This window comes from Bacteroidota bacterium, from assembly GCA_016194975.1.
In the GTDB taxonomy this organism is placed as follows: Bacteria; Bacteroidota; Bacteroidia; order Palsa-965; family Palsa-965.
On record JACQAM010000025.1, the window covers coordinates 1 to 12,295 of the forward strand.

The 12,295-nt window shown below is 46.1% G+C and carries 5 protein-coding genes; all 5 read left to right on the plus strand.

The features are described 5' to 3' along the window. On the plus strand, positions 1-1,111 hold a 1,111-nt coding region (locus tag HY064_16170), incomplete at its 5' end, for a SprB repeat-containing protein (protein ID MBI3512196.1). Further along, positions 1,086-3,704: a PKD domain-containing protein gene (locus HY064_16175; protein ID MBI3512197.1), complete on the plus strand. Its 2,619-nt coding sequence runs from the start codon at positions 1,086-1,088 to the stop codon at positions 3,702-3,704. The genes HY064_16170 and HY064_16175, both read left to right, overlap by 26 nt. 116 nt (positions 3,705-3,820) lie before the next feature. Then, entirely contained in the window at positions 3,821-5,464 is a 1,644-nt protein-coding gene (locus tag HY064_16180; protein ID MBI3512198.1) for an SBBP repeat-containing protein, read from the plus strand. Between the two features lie 212 nt (positions 5,465-5,676). Further along, positions 5,677-9,060, plus strand: a complete 3,384-nt coding sequence (locus HY064_16185; GenBank protein ID MBI3512199.1) for a gliding motility-associated C-terminal domain-containing protein — start codon at positions 5,677-5,679, stop codon at positions 9,058-9,060. Positions 9,061-9,373: 313 nt separating this feature from the next. Beyond that, entirely contained in the window at positions 9,374-12,226 is a 2,853-nt protein-coding gene (locus HY064_16190; protein ID MBI3512200.1) for a collagen-like protein, read from the plus strand. Positions 12,227-12,295 lie beyond the last annotated feature (69 nt).

Sequence of the window (12,295 nt, forward strand, 5' to 3'; positions counted from 1 at the left end):
CACCCTGCTCACTGCAAGTGCAACTTACTCCCCGGTTCTCTGCAATGGAGGAAATACAGGTAGCGCAACGGTGACCGCTTCCGGTGGAATTACATCTTATACTTACAACTGGTCGCCATCCGGAGGAACAAATTCAACTGCCGCTAATTTAACTGCGGGAAGTTATACCTGCACGGTCACTGATGCGAACGGATGTATTACTACTGCTTCTACTACAGTTACACAGCCAACCGCACTCACTGCAACCGCAACAATGACTCCTGTTCTCTGCAATGGTGGAAATACTGGTAGTGCGGCTGTAACTGCATCAGGCGCAACTCCTGGTTACACTTATTCCTGGTCGCCTTCTGGTGGTACAGGAACAACGGAGCCGAATTTATCAGCAGGTTCTTACACCTGCACCGTTACTGATGCGAATGGTTGTATCACCACAGCATCAACAACGGTCACTCAACCAACTGCAATTTCGCTCACCACTTCTTTTGTTCAATCTACCTGCGGAAATCCGAATGGATCTGCATCTGTTGTTGCAACAGGAGGAACCGGTGCCTATACTTATTCATGGACTCCATCGGGAGGAACTTCTGCAAACGCAACAGGATTGTTGGCCGGCAGCTACACGATAACTGTTACTGATGCCAATGGTTGTGTTGCAACACAAACCGTGAATGTGCCCAATGCGGGCTCGCCTACAGCAACGATCACCGCATCGACTAACGTAAGTTGCTTCGGTGGAAATAACGGAAGTGCAACTGTGACCGGAACAGGCGGAACAACTCCTTATACTTATTCATGGTCGCCTTCCGGTGGAACGGGATCTACAGGTGTAAATCTTATAGCCGGAACTTACACGGCAACAGTTACTGATGCGAATGGTTGTACTTCTATAGCTACAGTAACAATTACACAACCCACCCTGCTCACTGCAAGTGCAACTTACTCCCCGGTTCTCTGCAATGGAGGAAATACAGGTAGCGCAACGGTGACCGCTTCCGGTGGAATTACATCTTATACTTACAACTGGTCGCCATCCGGAGGAACAAATTCAACTGCCTTCTACTACAGTAACCGAACCGACACAGCTTGTGACAAGTGCGTCCCAGGCAGATGAATTGTGTTTCGGAGGAAATAACGCGACAGCAACTGTAACACCTTCGGGAGCAACAGGGCCTTATACTTATTCCTGGTCGCCTTCAGGACAGACAGGATCGACAGCTACTGCACTTACCTCACAAGGTTATACCTGCACGATCACCGATGCCAACGGTTGTGCTATAACACAAACATTCAATATCACCCAACCTACACTGGTTACAGTTACAACCGCGCAAGTTTCATCCACTTGCGGAAATCCAAACGGAACTGCAACGGCAACACCTTCGGGCGGAACCGGAACCTATAATTACTTGTGGTCACCAGGCGGACAAACCACATCAACGATCTCCGCACAGATGGCAGGCACCTATTCTGTAACGGTGACAGATGCAAACGGATGTTCTGCAAATGGAACTATCACCATCACCAACATGGGATCTCCATCTGCTTCTATTACTTCTGCAACAAATATTCTTTGTAACGGTGCGAATACAGGTGCTGCAACAGTTACAGTTGTCGGTGGAACAGGAACGATCACTTATTCATGGACACCGTCTGGCGGAACGAATACAACCGCAAACGGAATTCCAGCAGGAACATATACTGTGACAGTAACCGATTCGAACGGTTGCCAGGACACTGCACAAGTTACATTGACACAACCTCCATTGCTTACTGCTTCTGCATCGTTCTCACCGGTTCTATGCAACGGTGGAAATACCGGAAGTGCAAACGTGATCGCAAATGGTGGAATGCCAGCTTACAGTTATTCCTGGTCACCAACGGGGGGAACTGCTTCAACGGCGAACGGATTGACCGCTCAGAGTTATACCTGCACAGTAACGGATGCGAATGGTTGCACAACAACTGCATCAACGACTGTAACTGAACCGACACAACTGGTAACAACATCCTCACAGGTCGATGAACTCTGCTTCGGTGGAAATACAGGATCTGCCACTGTCAGTCCTTCAGGAGGAACCGGGGCTTATACTTATTCCTGGTCACCATCCGGCGGATCCGGCGCTTCCGCAACCACGCTCACATCGCAGGGTTATACCTGTACAATCACGGATGCCAATGGTTGTTCTATAACACAACCCTTCATCATTACTCAGCCAACTCAACTTGTTGTTTCCGCAACCGGTGTCGATGCACACTGCAATCAATCTGACGGATCTGCAACCGCAACCACTGTTGGAGGAACAGGCGCATCAACATTCGCATGGACCCCGGCAGGAACAGGTTCTACCATTTCAAATATTCCTTCCGGTACTTATTCTGTGACTGCTACAGATGTGAATGGTTGCACATCATCAACCACCGTTACCATCAACAATCTGAATGGTGTGAATGCTTCTCTCGGACCTGTCTCTAACGTTTCATGCAATGGCGGATCGAACGGATCTGCGAGCATAACTGCGACCGGCGGAAATCCTGCATACACTTATTCATGGACACCAAACGTGAGTGCATCAAATACACTTACTGGCGTTACAGCAGGGAATTATTCTGTGACGGTAACAGATGCAAACGGATGTACTTCGAATGTTACACTCACTATCACCGAACCACCTGCGCTCGCTGTGATTGCAAGTGCTGCGCCCCCTGCTGTTTGCGCAGGATCGCAGGTGAGTCTTTCTTCGACCGCTACCGGTGGTGTTCCTGCTTATACAACAACATGGAACCCGGGAAGTATGAATGGTGCAAATCAGAATGTCACACCTGCTTCTTCTGTCACCTACACTGTAACTGTTGTTGATGTCAATGGATGTTCAGCAACGGATAGTGTAAATGTTACGGTCTTCCCGATGCCGGTTGCAACTTTCAGCGCGAATATAACTTCAGGTTGCGCGCCGGTATGCGTGAACTTCTCTGATCTTTCTACGATCGGCAATCCTGGAAATATTGCAGCATGGACATGGGATTTCGGTGACGGAAATACTTCCACTTCGCAGAATCCTTCACATTGTTATACAAACCCGGGCACATACAATGTAACACTCACTGTGAAATCTGCAGATGGATGCCAGACAACGATCACGATGACATCTTACATCAATGTGTTTGCAAATCCTGTTGCAGCTTTCGGAATGTCGCCACAACCAACTACACTTGTGAATAGTGAAATTTTCTTTACTGATTCATCTACCAATGCATTAAGCTGGCTTTGGAGTTTTGGTGACCTGATGAATTCAACAAGTACACTGGAGAATCCGTCATTCACTTATGGAGATGCAACCTGTTACCAGGTATTACTCACTGCAACCAGTTCACAGGGTTGTGTGGATACCGTTTCACATGTTGTTTGTATAGGTCCTGATGTTTCCATTTTTGTTCCGAATACATTCACACCAAATGGCGATAATCATAACGAAACATTTTTCCCGGTTTGCATTGGAATAGATCCTGATCATTTCGAAATGTGGATCTACGATCGTTGGGGAAATATGATCTACTATACTGCAGATCTGAATAATGGTTGGGATGGACGTGTGCAGGGACATCCGGACATCGCGCAGATTGATACCTATGTGTGGAAGATCAATGCGAAAGATCTCACTGGTGCAACGCATAATCTGATCGGACACGTTAACCTCATTAAGTAATCATGATAACAGGTTGAGTTTTGTGTAATGAAGTTATTCCTGCTTTCTGCAAAATAAAGTCGCTAAACGGATTCAACAAGTTATCTTAGCATCACTGAAAATAAATTGTCCTTGCAATGAAAAAAATCCTGACTCTGTTATGTAGTGGTTTTATGATCACACTTTCATCGATCGCTCAACCGGCTCTCGAATGGGGACAACGTTATAATGGGCCAAATGATAATAGCGATGAAGCGCAGGCAATCGCTGTTGATAATTCAGGGAATGTTTACGTTACCGGTTATGCATTCAATGCAAATGGAACGCTAGACATGGTAACGATAAAATATTCTCCAACCGGGCAACAACTATGGCTGCAGAGTTATAACGGTTCTGCGAATGATAATGATCAGGCACGCGATATTAAAGTGGATGCATCCGGGAATGTTTATGTAACCGGTTACAGCGTAGAAACAGGAACGATGGGTGATATCACAACTATTAAATATACATCCAGTGGTGTTCAGAGCTGGGTTGCACATTTTAATAATACATTGTTTAATAATTATGATGAAGGCAATGCACTCGTACTTGATGCAAGTGGAAATGTATATGTAACAGGTTATGAAACCGACACTAACTATACCTATAATTTTGTGACGCTAAAATATGATAACTCCGGAAATCAATTGTGGGTAAAAACTTATGATGGCCCCGGTCATTTCAATGATGAATCGCGGGATATTGATCTGGATGCCAATGGGAATGTATACGTAACCGGACCTTCCGATACATTTTATGCAGCACAACCGAACGCTGATATTGTTTTAATTAAATATGACAATAATGGAAATTTCCAATGGAGAAGAGTGTATGACAGCCCCGGACACGGCTACGAATGGTCCAAGAAATTAACGATCGACCGGAATAATGATATCGCCGTGGTTGGATATGGATTCGTGACCGGGAACGGAAATGATTACCTGATTCTCAAATGGAGTTCTGCAGGAAATTTTCAATGGTACCAGCATTATAATTATGGGCCGAACACTTTTGAAGAACCGTTTGAGATATTATCCGATTCGCTCAACAATATTATTGTTGCGGGAAAAGGAATCACCAGTACGAGTACCAATACTAATGATTATGTAACTGTAAAATATAATTCAACAGGTACTTTTCAATGGGCATCGCGCTATAACGGGCCGGCAAATAATGAAGACCGTGGATTGGCCGCTACTCTTGATGATTCACTGAATATTTTTGTCACCGGTTACAGTAAAGGCAACGGCACAAATTTCGATATCGCTACTGTCAAATATGATCCGGCCGGAAACCAGGTTTATGTTTTGCGATTCGATAATACAGGAGTCGGGCGTGACGATGCGGGCAATGCTGTTCTCGTGAAAAATGGAATAGTTTATATCACTGGCCGAAGTGCTAATCTTGTGAATGATGATTATATCACGTTGAAATATTCATACTCCGCAGTCGGGATCAACAGCTCAACTGCGTCCTCATACAATATTTCAACTTTCCCCAATCCCGCTTCCGGTGAAGTAAACATCAGCATTCCGGATCTGAATCTGAAAAATGTGCGCATTGACATTTATAATTCAATGGGTGAGCTCATAAATAATCCCTCGATCAATTACCAGAAAAATAATTCTTCAGGAACATCGATTTATTTTGATGTACATACTCTTCCGGCAGGAGTTTATTTTGTAAAAATCCAGGATAACAGTGTGAATTGTGGGGTGGTGAAACTTGTGGTGCAGTAATCTATCGGCATTATCTTTTCCGGTTTAATGAAATAGTCGTCTACGGACGAAACAATTTTGTCTTTGCCTGCGTATTATACAATCGCATCCTGAATTTCATTGCAAACAACTGAGTTGAAATGTTGATTTGCAATTCTTGAATAAACGTTCTATTTTTGATTGAGGCAGTAAGTGACGGCAAACCATTAGCTGCTTCTCTAATTCATACCCACATGAAACACATTACACGGCCCCTGTTCGTTTCATTGACAATGTTGTTTGGTATTTGCGCCAGAGCGCAATCACCCACAATTTGTCCAATTAACGCCGGCCCCGATCAAACGATCTGTTCTCCTAATTGCGCAAATCTCTCAGGAACTTTTGTTACAACCGGTCTCACTACCGGTTATACTGCCAGCACTGTCGCTTACACTCCCGATCCATTCAACGTCGGAACTTCACTTGCCCTTGGCGATGATCAGTGGTCTGCTATTATTCCTCTCCCGTTCACTTTTTGCTTTTATGGAACAGCATACAACAATGTCTGTATTGGTTCGAATGGAATCATCTCTTTCAATACGGCCGGAGCGGGCGGTTATTGTCAATGGCCGATTGGGGCGGCAGTTCCTACCGGCTCTGATCCGATGAACACAATTATGGCTCCATGGCAGGATCTTTATCCGCCAGGCGGTGGTCAAATTCGTTACACCACTTACGGAACGGCACCATGTCGCAGATTCGTTGTGAGTTGGTACCAGGTGCCCATGTATTTTTGCACTACAACTTTGTGTACCCAGCAAATTGCAATGTATGAGACCACGAATGTCATTGATAATTTTATTCAGACAAAACCGCTTTGTGCTTCTTGGAATGGTGGTAATGCGATTGAAGCAGTTCACAATGCTACAGGAACAGCGGCTGTTGTTCAGGCAGGCCGCAACTATCCCACCCAATGGACTACAGTAAATGATGGACGGCGCTGGACTCCGAACGGAGCAGTTAACTATACAGTATCCTGGTATCTTGGAGCAACAGCAATTGCCTCTACAGTTAATGCTGCAGCCGGAACCGTAACTGCAACTGTTTGCCCGGGATCAACTTCTACTTACACTTTACAGGCAACATATACTAATTGTAATAATACAACCCAAACCGTAAGCGATCAAATGATCGTGAACGTGAGTGCACTGGTCACTTCTGCCGGGCCGAATCAGAATATCTGCTACGGAGGTTGCGCTACTTTGACCGGGAGCGCTGCTGGAGCGTTGAGTTATTCCTGGGCATCGCTACCGGGAAATACCAATGTAGGAAATACTGCAACTATTAGTGTTTGTCCAACAGTAACTACAACTTATGTCGTGACAGCCACAAGTGCGTCATGTTCAGGAACAGATACCGTTCTCGTTAATGTGAGTCCGATGATGACTGCTAGTGCTGGGCCGGATGATTCTATTTGCAGTGGAGCTTGCACTATTTTAAATGGTAGTGGTGGAGTAAGTTATTCCTGGTCTCCGGCTGCGTCCATTACCGGGCCATCAAACGTAGCAAATCCTCAGGCCTGCCCCACAGTAACAACTACCTATACCGTCACTGTAACCGATGCGTTGGGATGCATCGGGACCGACCAGGCTACCGTTTATGTTGCGCCCATTCCATTAGCATTAACTATAACTTCTTCGGATAATACCTGTAATGGTGCATGTAACGGACAAGCTACAGCTAATCCATCCGGTGGCTTTACTCCCTATAGCTATTCCTGGAGTAATGCGACTACGAATCAAAATGCAACTAATCTGTGTGCCGGTAATTATAACGTCACCGTTACTGATGTTCTTGGGTGCATGGCAACTTCAGCAGTTACTATAACTCAACCTACTCCTGTTGTCATTCAGTCAACTTCTATTACTACTGCGAATTGCGGACAAAATGATGGTTCAGTAACAATTTCAATTAGTGGGGGAACTCCGTTTGCCGGTAACGTTTATACAATTCTGTGGCCTGCTTCCGGAAATAGTGCACTAACCGAAAACAATCTCCCTCCGGGCCAGGTTTGCGTTTATGTTTATGACCAGAACGGATGCGGAGACACATTATGCGTTAATGTTCCCAATACACCAGGTGCAGTTGTCAATATTGTTTCATCGGGCAATGTATCCTGTTTCAATTCGTGCAATGGTTGGGCAGTTGGGGATGGTGTCGGTGGCACTGCACCGTATAATTATTCTTGGAATACTCTTCCCGTAAGCCAGGTAAATGATACTGCATTTAATTTATGTCCGGGTACGTGGATTGTAACAATGACTGATGCAAATGGATGTATGGACACGGCGGCCGTGACAATTACGCAACCCACTTTACTTACAAATACGCCAGGGAGTGGAACAACTATCTGTGTTGGACAAAGTGCAAATCTTACTGATGCCGGCAATGGAGGAACTCCGGCTTATAATTATTTCTGGACCGATGGAACAAATAACTGGACTACTGCAAATATCACCGTATCTCCTCTCGTTACCACCACCTACACAGTTTATGTTACTGATGCAAATGGCTGTCAGTCTTCGAATCAAACAGTAACAGTCACTGTGCAACCACCTTTGAATGTTAATGCAATTCCGGCCCTGAGCGTTTGCGCTGGATCGCAGGTTAATCTTTCAGCTGTTGGTTCTGGAGGAAATGGCAATTATACTTATTCCTGGAATCCTGGAAATCTCATTGGGCAAAATGTAAATGTTACAGCAAATGCAACAACTACTTATACCGTTAGTGTAAATGATGGATGCACTACTCAACCGGCAACTGATACAGTTACTATCACTGTCAATCCAATGCCTTTGGTTAATATATCTGCAACTTCACTTACTTCCGGTTGCCAAACACTGTGTGTAGATTTCCAGAATAACACACCGAATACTTCCTCCATACTTTGGACATTCGGAAATAATCTCGGCACTTCCACTTTGAATACCCCTTCTTTCTGTTTTACTTCTGCGGGAAATTATAACGTCAGCGCAACTGTAACTGATAATATTGGTTGCATCGGATCAACTACTCTTTCAAATTATGTAACAGTATGGCCACTTCCAAATGCCGATTTCAGTGCAAATCCTCAGCCCGCCACCATGCTGAACAATATTGTTGATTTTACAGATCTTTCTTCTGGTGGTGTCGTGTCATGGATTTGGAGTTTCGGGTTGGATGATTCTGCATCTGTCTTGCAAAACCCTAGTTATGCTTTTGCAGATTCAGGATATTTTAATGTTCAATTGATCGTCACCAATACTTTTGGTTGCCAGGATAGTATCACTCTTCCAATCATTGTACAGGAAGATTATGCAATTTATATTCCCAATACTTTCACACCGAACGGCGATGGTCATAATGATCTTTTCTACCCACAGGGAATGGGAATTAATCCTGACAAATTTTCAATGATGATATTTGATCGCTGGGGGAACCTGATATTCAGAACTGATAAATGGATGGATGGCTGGGACGGAACTGTTCAGGGAACTTCAAGAACTTGCCAGATTGATGCCTACGTTTACAAAATTGATGTTGTAACTCCTGATGGCTCCCGCCGCGAATATATCGGGCATGTGAACCTGATACGTTAAGCATTTAAAAAAAATCTTTCGCATTGGGCTTGTTATTCTGCTAAAAAATAATATTTTTACTGTTCGAAACGTTGAAATCCCTTAACTGATGAAAAAGATTTACCCCTTTTTTCTGAGTATACTTTCCCTGTCATTTTGCGGAAACTCTCAGGCTCAAAATAATGTCGGAATAGGAACCACAGTTCCAGATGCATCTTCTATTCTCGAAATGCAATCTACAACTCAGGGTGTACTTGTTCCCAGGATGACGGCTGTAAATCGTATCGGTATTGCTACTCCTGCTAACGGACTTTTGGTTTACGATCTGGATTCTATGTGCTTTTTTTATTACAAAGCTGGAATCTGGACAAACTTGTGCAGAGCCGGTGCTGTTGGTGCAACTGGCCCTGCTGGTTCTGCTGGCTCTAACGGTGCAAATGGAATTAGCTGTTGGGATTTGAATGGTAATGGAATAAATGATCCCGCTGAAGATATTAATGGCGATGGTTCATGGGATGCCCAGGACTGTGCAGGTACGGCTGGTCCTGTAGGTGCAGCTGGTCCGGCGGGAGCGACCGGTGCAACAGGTTTGAATGGAATTCATTGTTGGGATCTTAATGGCAATGGTGTTAACGATCCTGCTGAAGATATTAACAGTGATGGATTTTGGAACGCATCAGATTGTGCAGGTGCTACGGGTCCCGCTGGAGCCGCTGGCCCAACTGGGGTTGCTGGCCCTGCAGGTGCGGCTGGTGCTACAGGTCCCGCTGGTGCGGCTGGCCCAACTGGTACTGCAGGTGCGGTAGGCGCTACTGGCCCTGCCGGAGCTGCTGGTCCTACTGGAGTTGCTGGCCCAACTGGTCCTGCCGGTACGGTAGGCGCTACTGGACCCGCTGGAGCTGCTGGTCCTACGGGAGTTGCTGGCCCAACTGGTCCTGCTGGTGCGGTAGGCGCTACTGGACCTGCCGGGGCTGCTGGTCCTACAGGAGCCGCTGGCCCTACTGGGGTTGCCGGCCCAACTGGTACTGCTGGTGCGGTAGGCGCTACTGGCCCTGCCGGGGCTGCTGGTCCTACGGGAGCCGCTGGCCCTACTGGTGTTGCCGGCCCAACTGGTCCTGCTGGTGCGGTAGGCGCTACTGGTCCTGCCGGGGCTGCTGGTCCTACAGGAGTTGCTGGCCCAACTGGGGTTGCCGGCCCAACTGGTACTGCTGGTGCGGTAGGCGCTACTGGTCCTGCCGGGGCTGCTGGTCCTACAGGAGTTGCTGGCCCTACTGGTGTTGCCGGCCCAACTGGTCCTGCTGGTGCGGTAGGCGCTACTGGCCCTGCCGGTGCTGCTGGTCCTACGGGAGCCGCTGGCCCTACTGGTCCTGCCGGTGCGGTAGGTGCTACTGGTCCTGCTGGAGCTGTGGGTGCTACTGGTCCTGCTGGGGCTGTGGGTGCTACTGGTCCTGCTGGGGCTGTGGGTGCTACTGGTCCTGCTGGGGCTGTGGGTGCTACTGGTCCTGCTGGAGCTGTGGGTGCTACTGGTCCTGCTGGAGCTGTGGGTGCTACTGGTCCTGCTGGGGCTGTGGGTGCTACTGGTCCTGCTGGAGCTGTGGGTGCTACTGGTCCTGCTGGAGCTGTAGGTGCTACTGGTCCTACGTGGACTCTCGTTGCTCCGACAGTAAATGCTAATGGTACAGTTACTGACAATGGAACTGCTGGTTCTGGAGGACCAGTAACTAGTACAGGTGCTTTTTGGATTTGCTCTCCCAATACGGCGGGAACAAATTCATTGGTCGCCACTGGATTTTTCGGAACATCCTCTAATAATCACGTTGATCTTACCACCAATAATTTGGTACGTGGTCGACTTTCAAATCTTGGAGAATTTTTCATTGGTACAACGGCCACTGCCTTACCTGGAGACCTGATGAATTCAGTTGATAATGTTACTTTCCCCTGGGCAGTGAATGGATATTCTTATCAGAATGGAGGGGGAACATATGGGGCGATCATGGCGGGCACAACTTCATTCGCAGGTGTTCAGGGAGAATATAATTCCACCTCACTTGGTGTTTATAATACAGCAGGTACTCGTGGTATTTACGCAGGTAGTGGTACAGGAACAGGTTTCAGAACCTTAGTTGGAACAGGCCCTGAGACTGGCGTTACGGGTTCTATTAACACAACTACTTCTACGTATTCATTCGGAGTTTATGGAAATTCTCCTTCAACTGTAAGCCGTACAGGAGGTGTTTTCGGGGATGATGGTGGTTTTGCCCAAGGCGCAGTAGGTTATTATGCCTCCAATGGATTTGATTATTCCATTTATGGATTCGGTCTGGCATATCAAACCGGAGTTGCCACAGGAAGGTTATCAAATTCAAACCAAATTCATAATGGAACCTCTGAAAATTGGGAAGGAGTCGTAAATACTCAAATCGGAATGGGAATTTATGGAGGAGTAATGGGAGGTTGGGTTAGAGGACTTGCATACGGAATGAATGTAAAAGGAAACAGATATTCCCTCTATGTTGATGGATATACATTAACTAATAAACCAATAGCAGAGCTTATTGATAAGCAGGATGGCACCGGAAATCGGGCTGTTGCTTACGCTACCACCTCAATGACCTCCGATGTTAGTTCGCGAGGAAAGGGTCAGCTCTCGAGTGGAGAAATACATATTAATTTTAGTTCAGATTTCAGTTCTGTAATTTCTGATCCTTCTGATTTAGTTATTACTGTTACCCCAACTGGAAATTCGAATGGAGTTTATGTAAGCTCGGTTGATGCTACAGGATTTACTGTTAAGGAAAACAACTCCGGCAATTCTAATGTGCAATTTTCCTGGATAGCGGTCGCTACTATTAAAGGCAATGAAAACCCTGAAATTCCTTCCGAAGTGCTTTCAACCGATTTTGATGTGAAAATGCAGGGAGTGATGTTTAATGAAAATAATAATACAGATACTCCTCAGCCACTTTGGTGGGATGGAACTCAGGTTCGTTTTGATGCTCCCCCAGCTAAACAAAAAGATCCGAATATGGTGAATAATCAGCGCATTGATGTTGATGCCAATGGTGCTGCAAACAGGCATGAAGCTCCCGCTATACAGAATGACTCTCAAAATCAAGTCATGCCGCAAATGAATAATGGCAATCAACAGGCACCTGGTAATTTCAGATCCGGTAATCCGCATTGATAGAAGAAAAAGAATTGTTTTTCTGGAATCCTTTACTGTAAAAAGTGGAGGATTTTTTTTTGCTCAATG